The sequence below is a fragment of the Streptomyces sp. P9-2B-2 genome (assembly GCF_030406865.1).
In the GTDB taxonomy this organism is placed as follows: Bacteria; Actinomycetota; Actinomycetes; order Streptomycetales; family Streptomycetaceae; genus Streptomyces; species Streptomyces platensis.
In genome coordinates, this window is sequence record NZ_CP129126.1 from 3,158,955 (window position 1) to 3,180,010 (window position 21,056).

17 protein-coding genes are annotated in these 21,056 nt (G+C 71.4%); 8 read left to right on the top strand and 9 right to left on the bottom strand.

Annotated elements, in window-relative coordinates; genetic code table 11:
• Position 1: 1 nt before the first annotated feature.
• Positions 2-586 (bottom strand): biotin transporter BioY, encoded by a 585-nt coding sequence (locus QT196_RS13830; protein WP_168479122.1) that lies wholly within the window; start codon positions 584-586, stop codon positions 2-4.
• A gap of 330 nt (positions 587-916) precedes the next feature.
• Here QT196_RS13830 and QT196_RS13835 point away from each other — a divergent pair, with 330 nt between their 5' ends.
• The 3 genes from QT196_RS13835 to QT196_RS13845 all read left to right on the top strand — a co-directional run bounded on the left by QT196_RS13835 (position 917) and on the right by QT196_RS13845 (position 4,885).
• Entirely contained in the window at positions 917-2,329 is a 1,413-nt protein-coding gene (locus tag QT196_RS13835) for an amino acid permease (RefSeq protein ID WP_168479123.1), read from the top strand.
• A gap of 297 nt (positions 2,330-2,626) precedes the next feature.
• Positions 2,627-4,069, top strand: coding sequence for an amino acid permease (locus QT196_RS13840; protein ID WP_290354989.1), 1,443 nt, complete (start codon positions 2,627-2,629; stop codon positions 4,067-4,069).
• Between the two features lie 174 nt (positions 4,070-4,243).
• Complete coding sequence (locus tag QT196_RS13845) at positions 4,244-4,885, top strand: superoxide dismutase (protein ID WP_266731012.1); 642 nt, start codon at positions 4,244-4,246, stop codon at positions 4,883-4,885.
• A gap of 143 nt (positions 4,886-5,028) precedes the next feature.
• Here QT196_RS13845 and QT196_RS13850 read toward each other — a convergent pair whose 3' ends face one another.
• Positions 5,029-5,664: a DsbA family protein gene (locus QT196_RS13850; RefSeq protein WP_168479126.1), complete on the bottom strand. Its 636-nt coding sequence runs from the start codon at positions 5,662-5,664 to the stop codon at positions 5,029-5,031.
• A gap of 124 nt (positions 5,665-5,788) precedes the next feature.
• Between QT196_RS13850 and pepN (QT196_RS13855) the strand changes: the two genes are divergently transcribed.
• Complete coding sequence (pepN, locus tag QT196_RS13855; protein ID WP_266731015.1) at positions 5,789-8,377, top strand: aminopeptidase N; 2,589 nt, start codon at positions 5,789-5,791, stop codon at positions 8,375-8,377.
• Between the two features lie 124 nt (positions 8,378-8,501).
• Positions 8,502-9,524 (top strand): hypothetical protein, encoded by a 1,023-nt coding sequence (locus QT196_RS13860; RefSeq protein ID WP_266731017.1) that lies wholly within the window; start codon positions 8,502-8,504, stop codon positions 9,522-9,524.
• Between the two features lie 16 nt (positions 9,525-9,540).
• Here QT196_RS13860 and QT196_RS13865 read toward each other — a convergent pair whose 3' ends face one another.
• Positions 9,541-11,280 carry a TIGR03767 family metallophosphoesterase gene (locus tag QT196_RS13865; RefSeq protein WP_168479129.1) on the bottom strand — a complete coding sequence of 580 codons (1,740 nt, stop codon included), beginning with the start codon at positions 11,278-11,280 and terminating at the stop codon, positions 9,541-9,543.
• 299 nt (positions 11,281-11,579) lie between these two features.
• Positions 11,580-11,834, bottom strand: a complete 255-nt coding sequence (locus QT196_RS13870) for a hypothetical protein (RefSeq protein WP_248001132.1) — start codon at positions 11,832-11,834, stop codon at positions 11,580-11,582.
• A gap of 149 nt (positions 11,835-11,983) precedes the next feature.
• Between QT196_RS13870 and QT196_RS13875 the strand changes: the two genes are divergently transcribed.
• Entirely contained in the window at positions 11,984-12,586 is a 603-nt protein-coding gene (locus tag QT196_RS13875; protein ID WP_266731020.1) for a TetR/AcrR family transcriptional regulator, read from the top strand.
• Positions 12,587-12,727: 141 nt separating this feature from the next.
• A complete protein-coding gene (locus tag QT196_RS13880) occupies positions 12,728-13,759 on the top strand; it encodes an aspartate-semialdehyde dehydrogenase (RefSeq protein WP_168479130.1) in 1,032 nt (343 codons plus the stop codon).
• A gap of 73 nt (positions 13,760-13,832) precedes the next feature.
• Here the strand turns inward: QT196_RS13880 and QT196_RS13885 are convergent, their stop codons facing one another.
• Entirely contained in the window at positions 13,833-14,354 is a 522-nt protein-coding gene (locus QT196_RS13885; RefSeq protein WP_266731023.1) for a DUF1203 domain-containing protein, read from the bottom strand.
• A gap of 197 nt (positions 14,355-14,551) precedes the next feature.
• Between QT196_RS13885 and pepN (QT196_RS13890) the strand changes: the two genes are divergently transcribed.
• Positions 14,552-17,152 carry an aminopeptidase N gene (gene pepN / locus QT196_RS13890; RefSeq protein WP_266731025.1) on the top strand — a complete coding sequence of 867 codons (2,601 nt, stop codon included), beginning with the start codon at positions 14,552-14,554 and terminating at the stop codon, positions 17,150-17,152.
• 135 nt (positions 17,153-17,287) lie between these two features.
• On the opposite strand, the gene alc is transcribed toward pepN (QT196_RS13890), so the two are convergent.
• From alc to QT196_RS13910, 4 genes are all read right to left on the bottom strand, one after another.
• Entirely contained in the window at positions 17,288-18,433 is a 1,146-nt protein-coding gene (gene alc / locus QT196_RS13895; RefSeq protein ID WP_168479133.1) for an allantoicase, read from the bottom strand.
• A gap of 107 nt (positions 18,434-18,540) precedes the next feature.
• Entirely contained in the window at positions 18,541-19,503 is a 963-nt protein-coding gene (locus QT196_RS13900; RefSeq protein WP_266731028.1) for a LysR family transcriptional regulator, read from the bottom strand.
• A 71-nt stretch (positions 19,504-19,574) separates the two neighbouring features.
• On the bottom strand, positions 19,575-20,552 hold the full coding sequence (locus QT196_RS13905; RefSeq protein WP_168479134.1) for an acyl-ACP desaturase: 978 nt from the start codon (positions 20,550-20,552) through the stop codon (positions 19,575-19,577).
• 237 nt (positions 20,553-20,789) lie between these two features.
• On the bottom strand, positions 20,790-21,038 hold the full coding sequence (locus tag QT196_RS13910) for a hypothetical protein (RefSeq protein WP_042154835.1): 249 nt from the start codon (positions 21,036-21,038) through the stop codon (positions 20,790-20,792).
• Positions 21,039-21,056: the final 18 nt, after the last annotated feature.

The following is a 21,056-nucleotide window of genomic DNA, read 5'->3' on the forward strand; positions in this document are numbered from 1 at the left end:
ATCAGCCCGCGAGCTTCCAGGCGGTGGGCAGCGCGCCCATCGCCAGCGCGGCCTTGAGGGCGTCGCCGATGAGGAACGGGACCATGCCGACGGCGGCGGCCTGGCCGAGGGACATCCCGGTGCTCAGCGCCAGGTAGGGGACGCCGACCGCGTAGATCAGGGCCGTACCGGCGGCCATGGTGGCGGCGGTGCGCAGCACCCCGCGGTCGCCGCCGCGGCGGGCCAGCGCGCCCACGGCGGTGGCGGCCAGCAGCATGCCCACGATGTAGCCGAAGGTCGCACCGCCGGCGCCCGAGGCACCGCCCGCGAACCACGGCATGCCCGCGATCCCCGCCAGGGCGTACAGCGCCAGCGACAGCAGACCGCGACCCGCCCCGAGGGAGGCGCCGACCAGCAGGGCGGCGAAGGTCTGGCCGGTGACCGGGACCGGGGAGCCGGGGACCGGGACGGCGATCTGGGCCGCGATGCCGGTGAGCGCGGCTCCGCCGAGCACCAGCGCGGCGTCGCGGACGCGGGCGCGGGACGCGGTGGCGGCCGGCAGCAGATCGGCCAGGACGCCGGGACGAGTGAGAGCGGCAGTGCTCATCGGGACTCCGCGAGTGTGAGGACGGATATGGGACGGGACGCGATGACGTTAGTCCAGCGGGGGCCCGGCGATCATCGTGTGGCGGCGACAAAGCCGTACCGGCCCGCTTGGAGAGTTCCGAACAACTCCCACCCTGCCCGGGTCTGTTGGGGCGCATGGCGTCTTTGCAGGTCACGTGATGCTCATCACGGCCCTGGCCGCGTTGTGAGGCCGGTTTTGTGGTAGCGCGCGGGGTGCGGTGACACTGGGTCCGCCCCGCGGTGACCTGTGGAGTTCCCCCAAACGCGCCGGCGGCCCCCGCCGCCTCGGCCCTTGCGAGAGTACGAGTCCATGCACGACGCAACGACCCAAGCCGGTGAGCCCGCCCTCGGTGCGGGCACCGGCGCGAAAGAGCCGCTGTCCGCGGGGCTCAAGCAGCGCCATCTGACGATGCTGGGCCTGGGCGGGGTGATCGGCGCGGGCCTGTTCGTGGGCTCCGGCGCCGGGATCGCGGTGGCCGGCCCGGGGATCGTGCTGTCGTATCTGATCGCGGGCACGCTGGCGACGCTGGTCATGCGGATGCTCGGCGAGATGTCGGCGGCGATACCGGCTTCCGGTGCGTTCTCGGTGCACGCGGAGCGGGCGCTGGGGCGCTGGGCCGGGTTCAGTGTCGGCTGGCTGTACTGGTTCCTGCTGGTCGTGGTGCTCGCGGTGGAGGCCACCGGGGCGGCGCAGATCGCCCATGGCTGGGTACCGGCGGTGCCGCAGTGGGGCTGGGTGCTGCTCTTCATGCTCGTCTTCACCGTGGCCAACCTGTCCGCGGTGAAGAACTTCGGTGAGTTCGAGTTCTGGTTCGCGGCGCTGAAGGTCACCGCGATCGTGCTGTTCCTGACGCTGAGTCTGCTGGCGGTCTTCGGCGTGCTGCCGGACACCGAGCCGGTCGGCCTGGCGAACCTCACCGGGCACGGCGGTCTACTGCCGCACGGCTGGAGCGGGGTGATCTCCGGTGTCCTCGCGGTGGTGTTCGCGTTCGGCGGCCTGGAGGTCGTCACCATCGCCGCGGCCGAGTCGGACGATCCGGCGCGCGCGGTGGGCCGGGCGGTGCGCAGCGCGGTCTGGCGGATCCTGTTCTTCTACGTCGGCTCGATGCTGGTCATCGTGACGCTGCTGCCCTGGTCGTCGATGCAGCCGGGCAAGAGCCCGTACGTCGCGGTGCTGGACAGCATCGGGGTGCCGGGCGCCGGCCAGATCATGAACATCGTGGTGTTCGTGGCGCTGCTCTCCGCGCTGAACGCCAATCTCTACGGCTCGTCGCGGATGGTGTTCTCGCTCGCCGAGCGCGGTGAGGCGCCGCGGGCGCTGCTGAAGGTGTCCAACGGCGGGGTGCCGCGCCGGGCCGTGCTGGCGTCGGTGGCCTTCGGGTTCGTCTCCGTACTGCTGAATCTGAAATGGCCGGATTCGGTCTTCCTGTACATGCTCAACGCGGTCGGCGCGGTGCTGCTGTTCGTCTGGGGGCTGATCGCGGTCTCCCAGCTGCGGCTGCGTCCGCGTATCGAACGCGAGGAGCCCGGGAAGCTGACCCTGCGGATGTGGGCGTTCCCGTATCTGACCTGGGCGGCGCTGCTCGCCATGGGCGGGGTGCTGGTGCTGATGCTGACCGATGACACGGCCCGGCCGCAGCTGCTGTGGTCGGCCGGGGCGACCGGCGCGGTGCTGCTCGTCGCGGGCGTCCGGGAACTCCGCGCGCGCCGCTCCCAGCGCTGAATCCACCGGGCGCCGGCGGTCACGCCGTGTCTTATCCGACGATGAATCAGACACACACCGTCACGATCACGTCTGAATACCGAACATTCGCTGCACAAGTGTTGCCCTGAGCGGACACCGGCGCTCAAACTGAGCCCGCTTTGCCGAGGACCCCGGAGTTGTGCCGTCGGCAGGCCCTTCGCGACCTGCTGCCCCGGCGGGGGTCCAGGGGGCCCGGCAGCACCGTCGCACCGGTCGCGGCCCCGGGAGAACGCAGTATCGCCTTGCTCCGCTCTCACCTACTGGGACAGGTACGACATGAATCGGACACCCTCGTCCGCCGCCCCCGCGCGCGAGCAGACCGACGCGGGTCAGGGCGCGGGCCCCGACAGCGGCTCCACGCTGTCCAACGGACTCAAGCAGCGCCACCTCTCGATGATCGCCCTGGGCGGGGTGATCGGCGCGGGCCTGTTCGTCGGCTCGCGCGACGGCATCGCGGCGGCCGGTCCGTCGATCGTGCTGGCCTACGCCGTCTCCGGCGCCCTGGTCATGCTGATCATGCGGATGCTCGGTGAGATGGCCGCGGCCAATCCGGCCTCCGGCTCCTTCTCCGTGCACGCCGAGCGCTCCATAGGCTCCTGGGCCGGGTTCACGGTCGGCTGGATGTTCACCGCGCTGCTGTGTGTGGCGGTGGCCGCCGAGGCGATGGGTGCCGCGAATGTCATGGTCCAGTGGTTCCCGGGCTCCAAGCCCTGGATGTGGGTCCTGCTGTTCATGGTGATCTTCACCGGGACCAACCTGGCCGCGGTCAGCAACTTCGGTGAGTTCGAGTTCTGGTTCGCCGCCCTGAAGGTCGCGGCGATCGGCATCTTCCTGATCCTGGGCCTGCTGGCCATCTTCGGTCTGCTGCCCGGCACCTCGGCGCCCGGCACCACGCACCTCACCGGTGACGGCGGCTTCCTGCCCAAGGGCGTCGACGGCCTGATGGTCGGTCTGCTGGCCTCGGTGTTCGCCTACGGCGGTCTGGAGACGGTGACCATCGCGGCCGCCGAGTCCAAGGACCCGGTCCGCGGTGTGGCGAGCGCGGTGCGCACCGCGATGTGGCGGATCGCCCTCTTCTACGTCGGCTCGATGGCCATCATCGTCACGGTCATCCCCTGGAGCGCCCCCTCGATCGCCAAGAGCGGCCCGTACGTGGCGGTGCTGGACTACCTCAAGATCCCGGCGGCCGGCCAGGTCATGAACGTCGTCATCCTGGTGGCCCTGCTCTCCGCGGTGAACGCCAACCTCTACGGCGCCTCCCGGATGGCGTACTCGCTGATCTCCCGCGGCCAGGGCCCGGCCTTCCTCGGCAAGGTCAGCGGGGGTGTCCCGCGCCGCGCCGTCCTGCTGTGCGCCGCCTTCGGGTTCTTCGCGGTGGTGCTGAGCTTCCTGTGGCCGGACACGCTCTTCCAGTGGCTGCTGAACATGGTCGGCGCGGCCGTCCTGGTGGTGTGGGGCTTCATCGCCACCGCCCAGCTGCGGATGCGCCGGATGCTGGAGCGCGAGGCGCCCGAGAAGCTCGTGGTGAAGATGTGGGCCTTCCCGGTCCTGACCTGGGTGGCGCTGGCGGGCATCGTCGCCGTGCTGCTGCTGATGCTGCGCGATGAGAACCAGCGCATCCAGCTGCTGTTCACCGGCGGCTTCGGCGTGGTGCTGACGGTGATCGGGCTGATCCGGCAGCGGGCGCTGGGCCGGGGCGCGGGCCTCGCCAAGGAGTAGCACTCCCCCACTCCCCACAAGGCGGGGCGGGACCTCATTCCGAGGTCCCGCCCCGCCTCCGTCTTTGGGACCGAGCCGGTCACCGCAACCGGCCGGTGATCACTCCTGCTGATAGCGTGCTCTTGCACATTGTTTGCAACTACTGCTTATGAGCAGCTTGGAGGCGGGATCGGCATGGCGACCTACACACTTCCGGAACTCCCCTACGACTACGCGGCACTGGCACCGGTCATCAGCCCCGAGATCATCGAGCTGCACCACGACAAGCACCACGCGGCCTATGTGAAGGGTGCGAACGACACCCTGGAGCAGCTCGCCGAGGCGCGCGACAAGGATCAGTGGGGCAGCATCAACGGCCTGGAGAAGAACCTCGCGTTCCACCTCTCCGGCCACATCCTGCACAGCATCTACTGGCACAACATGACCGGTGAGGGTGGCGGCGAGCCGCTGGACAAGGACGGTGTGGGCGAGCTGGCCGACGCGATCGCCGAGTCCTTCGGGTCGTTCGCGAAGTTCAAGGCCCAGCTGACCAAGGCCTCCGCCACCACCCAGGGTTCCGGCTGGGGCGTCCTCGCCTATGAGCCGGTCAGCGGCCGGCTGATCGTCGAGCAGATCTACGACCACCAGGGCAACGTCGGCCAGGGCTCGGTCCCGATCCTGGTCTTCGACGCCTGGGAGCACGCCTTCTACCTCCAGTACAAGAACCAGAAGGTGGACTTCATCGAGGCCATGTGGCAGGTCGTGAACTGGCAGGACGTCGCCAAGCGCTACACGTCCGCCAAGCAGCGCGCGAACAGCCTGCTGCTGGCTCCGTAACACCGTTACAGACGTCCCGCCTCGTGATCGTCTTCTCACCTTTCGCCGGGCGGGCGGAGAAACGGCGAGGCCCCACGAGGACGTGACTCGTGGGGCCTCGCCCGTGTCCGGCCGCGGACCGGGTCTCAGTCGAAGACCGGGTCTCAGTCGAAGATCGGGCCCTCGGTCCGGGTCCGCTTGATCTCGTAGAAGCCGGGGATGGAGGCAACCATCAGCGTGCCGTCCCACAGCTTGGCGGCGTCCTCGCCCTTGGGGGCCGGGGTGACGACCGGGCCGAAGAAGGCGATCTGCTCGCCGTCGTGACCGGGGACGGCGATCACCGGAGTGCCGACGTCCTGGCCGACCAGGTCGATGCCTTCCTTGTGGGAGGCGCGCAGCTGCTTGTCATAGGCGTCGGAGTCCGCCGCGTCGGCCAGCTCGGCGGGCAGGCCGGCCTCCTCAAGGGCGTCCACGATCGTCTCGCGGGTGCGCTCCAGGCCGCGGTTGTGGAAGCGGGTACCGAGCGCGGTGTACAGGGGGCCGAGCACCTCGCTGCCGTGCTGCTGCTCGGCGGCGATGCACACCCGCACCGGGCCCCAGGCGGTCTTCAGCAGCTCGCGGTACTCCTCGGGCAGCTCGTCGAGCCGGTCCTCGTTCAGCACCGCCAGGCTCATCACATGCCAGCGCACCTCGACCGGGCGCACCTTCTCCACCTCCAGCATCCAGCGGGAGGTCATCCACGCCCACGGGCACAGCGGGTCGAACCAGAAGTCTGCGGGGGTCTTCGCGGTCTCGGACACGGGGTCTCCTCTTCACGGCTGTGCACGTCGGTCGACGGTGCTGTTCCTCGAAGGTTCAACCAACGGCGGGCGTGCCATGATTCCCCGTGTTCGATATTCGAGACGAGGACGAAGGAGTCACGCCGTGCCAGGTGAGAATCTGTCCCGGGACGAAGCACGTGAGCGGGGCCGGCTACTGAGCGTCGACGCCTACGACGTGGCGCTGGATGTCCGCTCAGCGGTCGCCGGTGACGCGTCGGCCGCGACCTTCCGCTCCCGTACGACGCTCCGCTTCCGCTGCGCCGAGCCCGGCGCCTCGACCTTCGCGGACCTGCTGGCACCCTCGGTCACCTCGGTCACCCTCAACGGCCGGGAGCTGGACCCGCGGACGGTGTTCGACGGCACCCGGATCACGCTGGACGGGCTGGCCGCCGAGAACACCCTCGTCGTCGACGCCCGGTGCGCCTACAGCCGGACCGGTGAGGGCCTGCACCGCTTCGTGGACCCCGAGGACGGCGAGGTCTACCTCTACACGCAGTACGAGCCGGCCGACTCCCGCCGGGTCTTCGCCAACTTCGAACAGCCCGATCTGAAGGCCCCGTTCACCTTCGAGGTGACCGCCCCCGAGGGCTGGGCGGTGGTCAGCAACGGCGTCCAGGAGGGCGAGGCCGAGGGCGGCCGGCACCGTTTCGCGACGACGAAGCCGATCTCGACGTACATCACGGCCGTGGTCGCCGGCCCGTACCACTCCGTCTCCGACACCTACCGCCGCACCTTCGAGGACGGCAGCGAGCTGGAGATTCCGCTGGGCGCGCTGTGCCGCAAGGGGCTGGCGAAGCACTTCGACGCGGACGACGTCTTCACCGTCACCAAGCAGGGCCTGGACTTCTTCCACGACCACTTCGACTTCCCGTACCCGTTCGGGAAGTACGACCAGGCGTTCGTCCCGGAGTACAACCTCGGGGCGATGGAGAACCCGGGCTGTGTCACCTTCCGCGAGGAGTTCATCTTCCGCGGGAAGGTGACGGAGGCGTCCTACGAGCGCCGGGCCAACGTCATCCTGCACGAGATGGCGCACATGTGGTTCGGCGATCTGGTCACCATGGAGTGGTGGGACGACCTGTGGCTCAAGGAGTCCTACGCGGACTTCATGGGGGCCTTCGCGCTGGCGGAGGCGACGCGCTTCCGGGACAGCTGGATCACCTTCGCCAACCGCCGCAAGTCCTGGGCCTACCGCGCCGACCAGCTGCCCTCCACCCACCCGGTCACCGCCGACATCCGTGACCTGGAGGACGCCAAGCTCAACTTCGACGGCATCACCTACGCCAAGGGCGCCGCGGTCCTCAAGCAGCTGGTGGCCTACGTGGGGCAGGACGCGTTCCTGGAGGGCGCCCGGCGCTACTTCAAGCGGCACGCCTACGGCAACACCCGGCTGACGGATCTGCTGACGGTGCTGGAGGAGACGTCCGGGCGGGACCTGGCGAGCTGGTCGCGTGCCTGGCTGGAGACCGCGGGCGTCAACTCCCTCACCCCGCAGGTCACTTATGACGCCCAGGACCGGATCACCGAGCTGAGCATCCTCCAGGAGGCCACCGAGGAGCGGCCGGAGCTGCGGCCGCACCGGGTCGCGGTGGGGCTCTACCGGCGCCAGGGCACCGACCCGGCGCTGGTGCGCTACGCCCGTGCCGAGGTGGACGTCTCCGGACCGCGGACGGCCGTGCCGGAGCTGGCCGGGGCCGAGCGGCCCGAGCTGATCCTGGTCAACGACGACGATCTGACGTACTGCAAGGTCCGTTTCGACGAGGGGTCGCTGGCCACCCTGCGGGCCCGGCTCGGCGACCTGGCCGACCCGATGGCGCGGGCGCTGTGCTGGGCCGCGCTGTGGGGGCTGACCCGGGACGGGCTGATGCCGGCCCGCGACTACCTCGATCTGGTGCGGCGGTTCGCCGGCCAGGAGACCGACATCGGCGTGCTCCAGTCGCTGCACGGGCAGGCCCAGACGGCGCTGGAGTACTACTCCGCGCCGGACCGCAAGGAGCCCGCCGCGCGCGAACTGGCCGAGGGCGCGCTGCACGAGCTGCGGCTGGCGGAGCCCGGCAGCGGCCATCAGCTCACCTGGGCCCGGCACTTCACCGCCCTCGCCACCACCCCCGCCGATCTCCAGCTGCTCCAGGGCCTGCTGGACGGGACGGCGAAGATCGACGGCCTGGACGTGGACCAGGAGCTGCGCTGGACCCTGCTGGAGCCGCTGGCCGCCCACGGCGTCGCGGACGAGGCGGCGCTCGCCGCCGAACTGGCCCGGGACGACACCGCGTCCGGCAAGCGCCACCAGGTGCGCTGTCTGGCCGCCCGCCCCTCGGCCGGGGTCAAGGCGCAGGCGTGGGCGGACGTGGTGGACTCCGATGCCCTCTCCAACGCCCTGGTGGAGGCGTCGATCGCCGGATTCGCGCAGCCGGGGCAGCGGGACCTGCTGGCCCCGTACGCCCCGCGCTACTTCGCGGAGATCGAGCGGGTGTGGCGGGAGCGGTCCATCGAGATCGCGATGGATGTGGTGCGCGGGCTCTTCCCGGCCTCGCTGGTGGAGCCGTCCACGCTGGAGGCGGCGGACCGCTGGCTGGCGGAGCACGGGCAGGCGGCGCCGGCGCTGCGCCGGCTGGTGCTGGAGGAGCGGGACGATCTGGCCCGTGCACTGCGGGCACAGGCTTGTGACGAGGCGGCCGGGGGGCGGCCGTAACCCCCGCGCCGACCAGCCTCATTCGGCAGTCGAACGCCCGTACTTTAGTACAGGGTTGTCCGGTTTGTGGTACGGGCGTGTAACAGCGGTTAGGGGGCGGAGCGGGGACGGGAATCGACCCGTCATGAACCACGACACCCCGCTCTCCCCCCTCCCCCTCCAGCACCTGACCGCCTCCCGCTGCCGGGTGATGACCACCCGTCAGCTGCGCGAGCACGGCATCCCCGCGGCGGCGACCACCGAACGCTGCCGCCCCGGCGGCGGCTGGCAGCAGGTGCTCCCGGGCATCTATCTGCTGCACCCGGGACCGCCCACCAGCGAGGAGCGGCTGCACGCGGTCCTGCTGTACGCCAGTCACCGGGGGCCGGGCGTCCCCCGGCAAACCGGCCCGTCGGGGGACGCCCCGGAGGCAATGATCACGGGCCTGGCGGCGCTGGCCCTGCACGGCTTCACCGAGGCGCCCCCGCTGCTCGCCCTGAACCGCATCGAGGTGCTGGTCTCCCGCACCCGGCGGCTGCGCTCCACCGGCTTCGCGCGGATCCTGCGGGCGGTGGAACTGCCCGTCCCCCAGGACCGCACCGGGGTGCCGGTCGCGCCGGTGCCGCGGGCGCTGGCCGACGCGATCGGCGGGCTCACCGACGCGGCGACGGTGCGCCGACTGCTGACCGAGGCGGTACGCGGCGGCCACTGCGAGGCGAGCGCGGTCGTACGGGAGCTGAGCCGGGCCCGGCTGCTGACCCGGCCGCATGTGGTCGACGCGGTGGACACCCTGCTGGCCGAGGGCCGGGCGCTGGCCGAGCAGCAGCTGTACGCCATGGTGCGTGCGCACGGGCTGCCCGACCCGCTGTGGAACGTCGATCTGCGGCTGCCGGGCGGGCCGCAGCTGGGCGGTGTGGACGCCTTCTGGCCGGAGCACTCGGTGGCCCTGGAGATCGACACCCGGGCGCCGCGCGCCGAGGAGGACCCGCTGCACTCCCCGTTCTTCCAGAAGCGCGAGCATCTGGAGCGGCTGGGCATCACCGTCGTCCGCTGTCTGCCCCGCACCCTGCGGCAGTCCCCGGAGCAGCAGGCCGCGGTGGTCCGTACGGCCCTGATGGCCGCCGGGGACCGGGAGCCGGGTGCGTATGTGGTGGTGCTGCCGCGCTAGGACGGCCGCGGGTCCGTCAGCGCTTGAGCAGCAGCTCGACGTTGCGGTCCCCGGACGTGCCCGCCAGGTCCGTACGGGCCTGGGGCGCGTTGAAGGACAGCTCGCGGTAGAGCGCTGCCAGGCCGGTCTGCGAGAGGTCGGAGAAGTCCGTGCGGTGCGGGGCGGCCGACTCGACCAGGGTGGTGAACAGCGACAGCGTGCCGTCGTGGTTGTCCACCAGCTCGATGACCCGCGCCAGTTGCGGGAAGTCGATGTGCGAGGCGGTGGAGATCTCCCAGAAGCCGTCGTGCGCGATGATCTCGTTCTTGTGGCTGTGGCCGTTGATCCAGCCGACGACGCCGGGGTGCGCGGCCAGCACCTCGACCAGCTCCGCTCCGGTGTGCCGCTTCTCCTGCGGCCGGGCCGGGTCGGGGCGGGTGTTGTTCATCGTCTTGCTGGTGTGGTGGCTGAAGACCAGCACATGGGCCTTCTCGCCCTTCTCGTTGTCCTTGAGGGTCCGCTCCAGCCAGCGCAGCTGGGCGTCGCCCACCGAGCCGGTGTAGTGGCCGCCGGGGTCGGTGGTGTCCAGGCTGATGCCGAGGACGTCGTCGGAGATCCGGAAGCTGTAGTAGAGGCGGTTCCCGTCGAGGTGTGCGGCGGTGTAGCCGTGGCCGTGCGGGCCGGGGCCGGTGTGCGCCGGGTCCAGGTGGGCGCGCAGATATTCGGTCCGGGTGAACGGGGCGCGCCGCTCGTCGGGGGTGACCCTGCGGGACTGCTTGGCATGTGACGTCAGCAGCCGCTTGAAATCCTCCCCCTTGGGGTCGAGGCCCTCCTTGACCGCCTTCCACACCTTCGCCGCCTCGGCGGCGGGCAGCGTCTCCAGCTTGCGCTCGCCGGTGGCGATCTGCGTCCAGAAGGGGTCACCGGGCGCGTAGCAGCCGCCGGGCAGCGAGTCGTGGTTGCCGACCGTGGAGTACCAGGGCAGCCGCAGGCCGGGGCTGTGGACGGTCCGGATCGCCGCCTCCAGGAACCCGTCGAGCCGCGGGAAGCCCAGCTTCTTGTCGGCGTCGCGCACCGCGCTGTCCGGCTGCCAGTACAGCTTCAGCCCGCTGTCCTGGACGCCCTCGTAGCGGCGCCGGTCGCCGGAGTTGGGGGTGATCTTTCCGCCGCTCATGGCGGTCAGGTACCACTCCAGCTCCAGCTTGGAGTTGTTGTCGGTGTTGTCGCCGGTGGTCATCACGAAGGACAGCGGGGCGCCGGTGGCGGGCCCGCCGGGCAGTGCGTTGACCCGCTCGATCAGCGAGACGACCCCGGCCACGGACAGCGCCTCCTGCGGCCGCCAGGCGCTGGCGGTCTCGGCGCGCAGGTACTCGTAGCGCAGCGGGCTCTGCACATCGACCAGGTGCAGGTCGGTGAACTGCACGAACGAGGCCAGTGCGGTCCGCCGGCCGTCCCGCCCGCCGTGCGCGGTGCCCAGCTCGCTGCGGACCACCCGGTTCCAGGCGGGGCCGTCGCCGAGCCGGCGGTAGCCTCCGCTGCCGCGCGGCGCGGACACGCTGCCGAGGGTGGTGCCCCGGGTATAGGGGACGCGGGGGACGGCGGGCGCCTCGACCGGTACGGGCGCGGCCGGGGCCGGGCCGGGGCTGACGGTGGCGGCCTGCGCCGCCCGTTCCGGGCCGAGGGCGAGCCCCAGTCCGGTGGCGGCACCGACGGCTCCGGTGGCGGCGAGGAACGTACGGCGGTCGAGAGTGGCGGCGGCGGACCGTATACGGGACATACGCGGGCTCCCCGGGTGCGAACGCAAAGGCGGCCGGGCAGCACAACTGCCCTGTCACCTTGGATGGTTGGCACCCGGAGTGACCGGTACGTGAACGCCACCGCAACGCGGAGAACCCATCACCGGACAGGGATCTCCGCGTCACCGGACGGCCACTGGGCGCTGTGCCGGGCGGTGAGAGCCGGTCACCGGACGTTCATCCGGCGGACGGGCGGGCCGGGGTGCGACCGGTACGTCCCGCCCGGCCCGCGGCGCTCCCCCGGCGACCGCCGGGAGGCGCCCCCGGGCCCGCGCGCCCGTCAGGAACCACCGGCCTCCTCCTTGCCGCGCGGCCACACCGCCAGCGCGACCAGCACGGCGGCCCAGACGCCCAGCGGCAGCAGCGGCCAGTAGAACGTCAGCTCGTCCTTCTGGAAGCAGCGCACGCCCCAGACCGCCGACAGGATCACCGCGCCGCCGAGCCAGTAGCGCCACTCCTCGATCCACTCCCGCAGCTCCCTGCGGTCCCGCTCCCGGTCCGCGATCCGCCCGGCGTGATCACTTCGTTCGGCCATCACTGTCCCCCTTCGGGCAGGCGCCACCTCCGACGCCTGCGCCATCTTGAGAATACGGTCGTATCCAAAAAAAGAATACACCCGTATCCTGAAGGTGCAGGCAAACGACGAGCGCCCGCCGGACCGGCGGGAGTGAGGAGCAGCACACCGTGCCCAGGACCGTGGACCGTGCCGAACAGCGCCGGCAGATCGGCGCCGCCGTCCTGCGGCTGGCCGCCGAGCAGGGGCTGGACGAGGTCAGCGTGCGCACCGTGGCCGCCGCCGCGGACCGCTCACCGGGCGCGGTACAGAAGTACTTCCGCACCAAGGACGAGATGCTGACCTTCGCCGCCGAGCTGGCCGGGGAACGCTTCGAGGAGCGGATGGCCGCCGTCGACAGCGGCCTGCCCCCACGCGAGGCACTGCGCGCCCTCGTCCTCGCCACCCTCCCCGTGGACGCCGACCGCCGGGCCGAGGCCGCGGCTCAGCTGGCCTTCGCCACCCGGGCGGCGCACCACCCCGGGCTCGGCGCGATCCGCCGGCAGGTCGACCGGGACGTCCGGGCGGCCCTCGGCGGGTGGCTGGCGGCCGCCGGGCACGGCCGCGGCCCGGAGCCGGAGGCCGAGTGCCTGGCCCTCGCAGATGCCGTGATCGCGCTCTCCGACGGACTGGCGCTGCGGCTGCTGTACGCACCGGACGACCGGGAGACACTGCTGCGCGCCCTCGACCGCGCCCTGGATGCCCTGATTCCGCCGGCGGTCCCGCACCCTTGACACAGTGCGGCCCCGGCGTCCGCCACGCTCCACGGAATGGAACGGATTGGACAAGGCGACGGGTATCACACACATGATGGAGGCCCTACTGAGCAGGTGTTCCGAGCAGACACCCGAGCCAGGCCAGAAAGAAGGAGTCCCATGAGGATCGGAATCGTCGGAGCCACCGGACAGGTCGGCGGCGTGATGCGAGGCATTCTCGCCGAGCGGAACTTCCCGGTCGAGCAGCTGCGGCTGTTCGCTTCGTCCCGGTCCGCCGGACGCACCCTGCCCTGGCAGGACACCGAGATCACCATCGAGGACGCGGCCACCGCGGACTTCTCCGGGCTGGACATCGTGCTCTTCTCGGCCGGTGGCGCCACGTCCAAGGCGCTGGCGGAGAAGGTCGCCGCCGCCGGCCCGGTCGTGATCGACAACTCCTCGGCCTGGCGCCGTGACCCCCAGGTCCCGCTGGTCGTCTCCGAGGTCAACCCGCAGGCCATCACGGACCGGCCCAAGGGCATCATCGCCAACCCGAACTGCACGACCATGGCCGCGATGCCGGTGCTGCGTCCGCTGCACGACGAGGCCGGGCTGGTCTCGCTGGTCGTCGCCACCTACCAGGCGGTCTCCGGCAGCGGTCTGGCCGGTGTGGAGGAGCTGGACGGCCAGGTCCGCAAGGTCATCGAGCAGGACGCCACCAAGCTGACGCACGACGGCGCCGCCGTGGAGTTCCCGGAGCCGGACAACTACGTCGCCCCGATCGCCTTCAACGTGCTGCCGATGGCCGGCGCGATCGTCGACGACGGGCTGAACGAGACCGACGAGGAGCAGAAGCTCCGCAACGAGAGCCGCAAGATCCTGGAGATCCCGGACCTGAAGGTGTCCGGCACCTGCGTCCGCGTCCCGGTCTTCACCGGCCACTCGCTCCAGATCAACGCCCGCTTCGCGCGTCCGATCAGCCCCGCGCGGGCCCAGGAGCTGCTGGCCGGCGCCCCCGGCGTCACCCTCGCCGACGTGCCCACCCCGCTCCAGGCCGCCGGCCAGGACGCGTCCTTCGTGGGCCGGATCCGCGAGGACGAGACCGCGGAGAACGGTCTGGCGCTGTTCGTCTCCAACGACAACCTCCGCAAGGGCGCGGCGCTGAACGCCGTGCAGATCGCGGAGCTGGTCGCCGCGGAGCTGCGCGGCTGACCGCAGCACCCGGCACCGCACGACGGCGGGTGCCCGTACGGAGTCTCCGTACGGGCACCCGCCGTTTGCGGTGTCAGGGCCGCCGGACCTCGAACTGGAAGCAGCCGTACTCCACGGCCCGGACGTGCACCAGCGCCGTCTCCGGGTCCGCGAACGCCTCTCCGAGGGCGGCGTCGAACGCGGCCGCGGCGTCCTCGGGAACCTCCAGGTAGCGGCCGCCGGTGATCTGCCCCTGGGCGTTGTAGCGGCGCAGCACCCGCAGCGCGCCCGCCCGCACCGCCGGATACCGGCCGCCCGCGGCGTCCGGCCCGCCGCACGGTCCGGCGTGCACGAACACCGGGCCCTGCTCGTCGTAGGCCCCGGGCGCCGCCCCGGTCGCGGCCGCCCAGCGGCGCAGCGGCGCGTACGCGACCAGGGCGATCCGCTCGCCGGGCCGGGCGTCGCGCAGACAGCAGCGCAGCAGCGCCCCGACGGCGTCCTGCGGCGCCCCGTCCTCGCGGGCGGTGAACGGCTCGGCGGGCCGGCCGGCGTCGTCGGTCGTGCAGAGCTCCTTGTGGGCGGCGGGCGGGAGGGGAAGTGCGGTGTAGGTCGTCATGGGACCAGCGTCGTCCGCGCCGCGGGCGTGCGCTGGCGGGAATCGGACGCGGTGATCGGCGCGCGCCCCGGAGTGTCCGGGAAACGGCGCCGCACGGCCGCTGCGCACTCCTTCGATCACCACCCCGCGGGGGCCGGACCGCATGGAAGGATGGCCGAAGAGTCCGATGTGATGCCCCATACAAAGGAGATGGCCCGGTGCCTGGCACAAATCTGACCCGCGACGAGGCGCAGGAGCGGGCGCGCCTGCTGACCGTGGACGCGTATGAGATCGACCTCGACCTCTCCGGCGCACAGGAGGGCGGCGCCTCCGGGTCGGGCGACGACGGGAGCACAGGAGGCACCTACCGGTCCGTGACGACGGTGCGGTTCGACGTCGCCGAGGCGGGCGCGGACTCCTTCATCGATCTGGTCGCGCCGGCCGTGCACGAAGTCCTGCTCAACGGCGAGGCGCTGGACCCGGGCGAGGTGTTCAAGGACTCCCGGATCGCGCTGGCGGGGCTGCCGGCCGGCCGCAACGAGCTGACGGTCGTGGCGGACTGCGCCTACACCAACACCGGTGAGGGACTGCACCGTTTCGTCGACCCGGTGGACCAGCAAGCTTATCTGTACACCCAGTTCGAGGTCCCGGACGCCCGGCGGGTGTTCGCGTCCTTCGAGCAGCCGGACCTGAAGGCGACGTTCCAGTTCACCGTGAAGGCCCCGCAGGGCTGGACGGTGATCTCCAACTCGCCGACGCCGGAGCCGAGCGACAACATCTGGCGCTTCGAGCCGACCCCGCGGATCTCGACCTACATCACCGCGCTGATCGTCGGCCCGTACCACAGCGTGCACAGCACGTACGAGAAGGACGGGCGGACGGTGCCGCTGGGCATCTACTGCCGGCCGTCGCTGGCCGAGCACCTGGACGCCGACGAGATCTTCGCGGTCACCCGGCAGGGCTTCGAGTGGTTCCAGGAGAAGTTCGACTACGCCTACCCGTTCGCGAAGTACGACCAGCTCTTCGTACCGGAGTTCAACGCCGGCGCGATGGAGAACGCGGGCGCGGTGACCATCCGCGACCAGTACGTCTTCCGGTCCAAGGTGACCGACGCGGCGTACGAGGTGCGCGCGGAGACGATCCTGCACGAGCTGGCGCACATGTGGTTCGGCGACCTGGTCACCATGGAGTGGTGGAACGACCTGTGGCTGAACGAGTCGTTCGCCACCTACACCTCGATCGCCTGCCAGGCCTACGCCCCGGGCTCGAAGTGGCCGCACTCCTGGACGACGTTCGCCAACTCCATGAAGACCTGGGCGTACCGGCAGGACCAGCTGCCGTCCACCCACCCGATCATGGCCGAGATCAATGACCTCGACGACGTCCTGGTCAACTTCGACGGCATCACCTACGCCAAGGGCGCCAGCGTCCTCAAGCAGCTGGTCGCCTATGTCGGCATGGACGAGTTCTTCCAGGGCGTGCAGTCCTACTTCAAGGCGCACGCCTACAAGAACACCCGGCTGTCGGACCTGCTGGGCGCGCTGGAGGAGACCTCCGGCCGTGACCTGAAGACCTGGTCGAAGAAGTGGCTGGAGACCGCCGGGATCAACATCCTGCGGCCGGAGATCGAGGTGGACGCCGCGGGCGTCATCACCTCCTTCGCGGTGAAGCAGGAGGCCCCGGCGCTGCCGGCCGGCGCCAAGGGCGAGCCGGTGCTGCGGCCGCACCGGATCGCGATCGGCGCCTACGAACTCCAGGACGGCAAGCTCGTACGGACCGAGCGGATCGAGCTGGACGTGGACGGTGCGCTGACCGCCGTACCGCAGCTGGTGGGCAAGCAGCGGCCGGCCGTCCTCCTGCTCAACGACGACGATCTGTCGTACGCCAAGGTCCGGATGGACGAGGAGTCGCTGAAGGTCGTCACCGAGCACCTCGGCGACTTCACCGAGTCGCTGCCGCGCGCGCTGTCCTGGGCGTCGGCCTGGGACATGACGCGGGACGCCGAACTGCCCGCCCGGGACTACCTCTCGCTGGTGCTGTCGGGCATCGGCAAGGAGTCGGACATCGGTGTCGTCCAGTCGCTGCACCGCCAGGTGAAGCTGGCACTGGACCTGTACGCGGCGCCGGACTGGCGCGAGACGGGTCTGGCGACCTGGACCGCGACGGCGCTGGAGCAGCTGCGGGCCGCCGAGCCGGGCAGCGACCACCAGCTGGCGTGGGCCCGCGCGTTCGGCGCCTCGGCCCGTACGGACGCGCAACTGGACCTGCTCCAGGGCCTGCTGGACGGTACGGAGGAGATCTCCGGGCTGGCCGTGGACACCGAGCTGCGCTGGGGGCTGCTCCAGCGGCTGGCGGCCGCCGGCCGGGCCGACGAGAAGGCCATCGCGGCGGAGCTGGAGCGGGACAAGACCTCCGCGGGCGAGCGGCATGCCGCCACGGCGCGCGCGGCGCGTCCCACGGCGGAGGCGAAGGCCGAGGCCTGGGCCTCGGTCGTGGAGTCGGACAAGCTCCCCAACTCCCTTCAGGAGGCCGTCATCGGCGGCTTCGTCCAGCCGGACCAGCGGGAGCTGCTGGCGCCGTACACCGCGAAGTACTTCGCCGCGGTGAAGGACATCTGGAACTCCCGCAGCCATGAGATGGCGCAGCAGATCGTGGTGGGCCACTACCCGGCGCTCCAGGTCTCGCAGGAGACCCTGGACGCCACGGACGCCTGGCTGGCCTCGGCCGAGCCGACTCCGGCGCTGCGCCGGCTGATGACCGAGTCGCGGGCCGGCATCGAGCGGGCGCTGAAGGCACAGCAGGCCGACGCGGCGGCCTGACCGCCGCACACCGGCCGCCACGGCCGGTGGTGACGCCCGGCGGGCGGGCGCCCGGTGCGCTCCGTCCGCCGGGCGGGCCGGGGTCCGCCGGGCCCCGCCCCCTCCCGCGGGGCCCGGCGGAAACGGGGGCGCGGCTCAGCCGTTGAGGGCGTGGAAGCGGCGGCCCAGTGCGGCCCGGCCGGCGTCGGTGAGGGCGCCGTGCAGCCGCATCCGCGCGAGGCCGCCGTCGGGGAAGACGTCCAGCCGTATGTGGGTGGCGGTGACGGGCGCCGGCAGGGCGAAGCGGTGCGGGGTGTCGGGCTGGAGCTTCGTCTTCGGCAGGATCTCGAACCAGGAGCCCTCGTCGGCCGGGTCACCGTCGCATCCGGACAGGGCGGCCCAGCCCGCGGAGTTGCCCTTGAGGTAGGCGGTGTCGATCTCCACCGCCCGTATCTCGCCCTGCGCGGCGAGGCGGAAGCGCACCCAGTCGTGGGTGCCCTTGACCCGGCGGCGGCGGTTCTCCCAGCCGTCGTCCATCTTGCGGGAGAGGTCGGGCCGGATGATCTGGGTGGGCGAGGAGTAGAAGCGGTCCGAGGCGTCCTCGACGGTGCCGCCGTGCAGGACGGACGCCAGGTCGAGGGTGCCGAGCGCATCGAGCCAGGCCGGGTCCGGCACGACCTCGCCGTGCACCCGGAGGCGGGCTATGCCGCCGTCGGGGTGCTGCTTGAGGCGCAGGTGCGTGAAGCGGCGCTCGGCGGTGACCTCGAAGCCGTTGGCGGCGTGGCCCCGTACGGGCGTGCGCGGGACCAGCTCCTCCCACTTCACATCCCCGGCGAGCAGCTCCTCGGCGCCGGGGCTGCCGGGCAGCGAGGTGGCCTCGACGGAGACCTGCTGGGGGTAGTTGCCGCGGAAGTGGGCGGTGTCGACGATGATGCCGCGGATCACGCCGGGGGCGGCCAGCCGGATCAGCGCCCAGTCGTGGTCGTCGTCGGTGGGGAAGGGGTGGTCGCCGTCCGTGCCGCGGCGGCGCCGGGTCTCCCAGCCGTCCATGATCTTGCCCTTGTGACCGAAGCGCTCGGGGTCGAAGACCGCCGGAGCCGGCGTCAGCAGATTCTCGCGCTCGGCGAAGAACTCGTCGTTCGCCGCGATCACCCCGGCACCGAGGCGCCGGTCGGCGAGGTCGACGAGCGAGGTGAAGGGGAAGTCCCCGCCGCGGTAGTCGGCGTAGGGGTCTCCGCCGCCGTACGGGCTGGCGTCGTTGGCGTGCGGATCGGTGCTGTCGGCGGCCGGGTTGGCGGTCATCGCTGCCCTTCGAGGGGTGGAAGTGCGGACCACTTCACGGTCGCAGCGCGGCACCTCACAGGTCCATCGAAAGTTTTCGACGAATACGTTCAGCTGAACTGAACGGTTTACCCTTCCGGCGGCTGCGCGGCGGCCGCCTGCCGCAGCGCCGCCAGCACCCGGGCCAGACCCGGCGCCCCTTCGGAACCCCGCCGGGCGGCGGCGATCACATGACGGCGCGGCTGGTCACCGGACAGCACCCGCAGCGCGACCCCCTCATGGCCGCCGCGCCCGGCCGGCGGCGATCCCCCGCGCCCGAAGGCGCCGATGCCGCCCGCCATCGCCATCCGGGGCACCAGCGCCACCCCCATGCCCGCCGCGACCATCGCCCAGATCGCGCTCCAGTCGGCGGCGGCATGCGCCTGCTCGGGCACGAACCCGGCGCTCTCGCAGGCGGCCGTGGTGATCTGCGACCAGGGCCCGCTGCTGCCGAAGATCCAGGGCTCGCCCGCCAGATCGGCCAGCCGCAGCCCCGGCTCGGCTGCCAGCCGGTGGCCGGCCGGCAGCGCCACGTCCAGCGGGTCGGCGAGCAGCGCGACCCGGCTGAACTTGGGGTCGCGCGCGGTGGGGGCGTGCGCGGCCAGCGACAGCGCCAGATCGACGCTGCCCTCCGCCAGCAGCTCGTACGCGGCCTCCGCCTCCGCCTCCCGTACGACGACCGACAGCCCCGGGTGCGTACGGCGCAGCTCCTGTACGGCGGGGACCACCAGCGCGGGGATGGCGGTGGAGAAGGCCCCTACCCGCACCTGGCCGGCCTCGCCCCGGAGGTAGCCGAGCAGCTCCGCGTCGGCGCGCTCCAGCTGGGCGAAGACCGCCTCCGCGTGCCGCAGCACCAGCTCCGCGGCGTCGGTCAGCCGCACCCGCCGGCCCTGCGCCTCCAGCAGCGTCACCCCGAGCGCCTTGGCCAGCCCGGTCAGCTGCTGCGAGACCGCCGAGGGCGTCATGTGCAGCGCCTCGGCGGTCGCGGTGACCGTGCCCAGCTCGTGGAGGGTGCGCAGGATGCGCAGCTTTTTGAGGTCCCAGTCGGCCATGCGGGCAGCGTACGCACCCGCCGCCCCGGTCACCGCCGCCGTGGGCGGTGACGCGGAGCGGCCGTGCCGCGTCAGCCGCGGTTGGCCTTGCGGCGGGCGAGGATGGCCGCCTGGCGCTCGTCGAACTTCCGCGCCTGGCCGTCGAGGCCGTCCATGAACAGCCCCAGCTCCTCCTGCGCCGCCAGCCCGGCCGGGCCCAGCCCGCCGATCTCCAGCACCTTCAGGAAGCGCAGCACCGGCTGGAGCACATCGTCGTGGTGGATCCGCATGTTGTAGATCCCGCCGATGGCCATCCGCGCGGCGGACCGCTCGAAGCCGGGCATCCCGTGGCCGGGCATCCGGAAGCCGGTGACGACATCGCGGACCGCGCACATCGTCTGGTCGGGCGCCATCTCGAAGGCCGCACCGAGAAGGTTGCGGTAGAAGACCATGTGGAGGTTCTCGTCGGTGGCGATCCGGGTCAGCATCCGGTCGCAGACCGGGTCACCGGAGTGGTGGCCGGTGTTGCGGTGCGAGATCCGGGTGGCCAGCTCCTGGAAGGCGACGTACGCCACGGAGTGCAGCATGCTGTGCGAGTTGTCGGACTCGAAGCCCTCCGCCATGTGGGCCATGCGGAACCGCTCCAGCTCGTCCGGGTCGACGGCTCGGCTGGTGAGCAGGTAGTCGCGCATCACGATGCCGTGGCGGCCCTCCTCGGCGGTCCAGCGGTGCACCCAGGTGCCCCAGGCACCGTCGCGGCCGAAGAGGGTGGCGATCTCGTGGTGGTAGCTGGGGAGGTTGTCCTCGGTGAGGAGGTTCACCACCAGGGCGATCCGGCCGATGTCGCTGACCTTGGACTGCTCGGGGTCCCAGGCGTCGCCGTCCAGCGGCCCGGGGAAGTTACGCCCGTCGCTCCACGGCACGTACTCGTGGGGCATCCAGTCCTTGGCGACCTTCAGATGGCGGTTGAGTTCCTTCTCGACGACCTCTTCGAGCGCGTAGAGCAACTGGGCGTCGCTCCAGGCGGCATGGCCGAGCTCTCCGTTATGGCGGGCGGGGGCGATGGTCACGGGGGGAACTCCTGGGGACGATGACCTACGGGACCGTAGGTTAGACCTACGGCTGCGTAGGTTACGTCATCGTAGGTTAGGGCCGGTTAAATACGGCCCCGCGCAAACCGGTCGAAAATCGCGCGATAGCCACCTCGCAACCCCTTTTTCACCTGCGGAAATATCCGGGTACGACAAAGGGCGTCCATCGGTTCTTGTAACCGATGGGCGCCCTTGCGGCGTCACTGGTGCCCGGTGTCAGCCCTTGGACCCGGCCTGCTTGTGGGACTTGTCGCCCACCATGACCAGCCCGGCGATGACCAGGAAGAGAACGATGGGCAAAGCGACGTAGAGGCCGAGCGTCTCGATCACGCTCAGACCCGGACCCGGGTCGTCACCATCGTCGCGGGTGAGCGCAAACGCGGGGGACGACATCAGCAGCATCAGCGCGGTGCCGGCGGTGATGGTTCCGGCGCGCAGGACATTCTTATTGACCTTGTTGCTCACGAAGTCAACGTATCGGAC